1 protein-coding gene is annotated in these 448 nt (G+C 43.5%); it reads left to right on the plus strand.

What is annotated here, in order from left to right; translation table 11 throughout:
- Positions 1–47: 47 nt before the first annotated feature.
- Positions 48–386 carry a CGGC domain-containing protein gene (locus tag LJE12_RS19720; RefSeq protein WP_118521761.1) on the plus strand — a complete coding sequence of 113 codons (339 nt, stop codon included), beginning with the start codon at positions 48–50 and terminating at the stop codon, positions 384–386.
- The last annotated feature ends 62 nt before the right edge of the window (positions 387–448 follow it).

Here is a 448-nt window from a genome sequence, read left to right on the forward strand (position 1 = left end):
GCAGGAAGCTCCCACTTCAAAATCTGTAAGATTTAAGTGGCGAGAGCATGTCACCGTGTATTCATTCTAATAATGTATGCGCCAGAGTTGGATGCCTGGCAGCATTTCAGAACAGAACCGATTTCTTTCAGGATTATCCGGAAGATACCTGTCTGGCAGCAATGATGACCTGTAACGAATGCAAAGGCGTCAACCCGATAGAACCCATAGAAGACAAAGGAATCCTGGAAAAGATAGACAGACTGGTCAGTGAAAAAATCAGTACCATCCACGTAGGTGTCTGTCGTCTCCCGGATGGAAAGCATGAATGTCCAAGGATGACACAGATCTGCAATATGATAGAAGAACGTGGAATCAAAGTAGTCAGAGGGACACATAAGGAATAAAAAAGTTTCCATACGTTACTGTTCACTCCGTTCACAGTAACGTAGCCAAAATTCATTCCAGA

The sequence above is a fragment of the Blautia sp. DFI.6.71 genome (assembly GCF_020593585.1).
GTDB lineage: Bacteria > Bacillota > Clostridia > Lachnospirales > Lachnospiraceae > Blautia_A > Blautia_A wexlerae.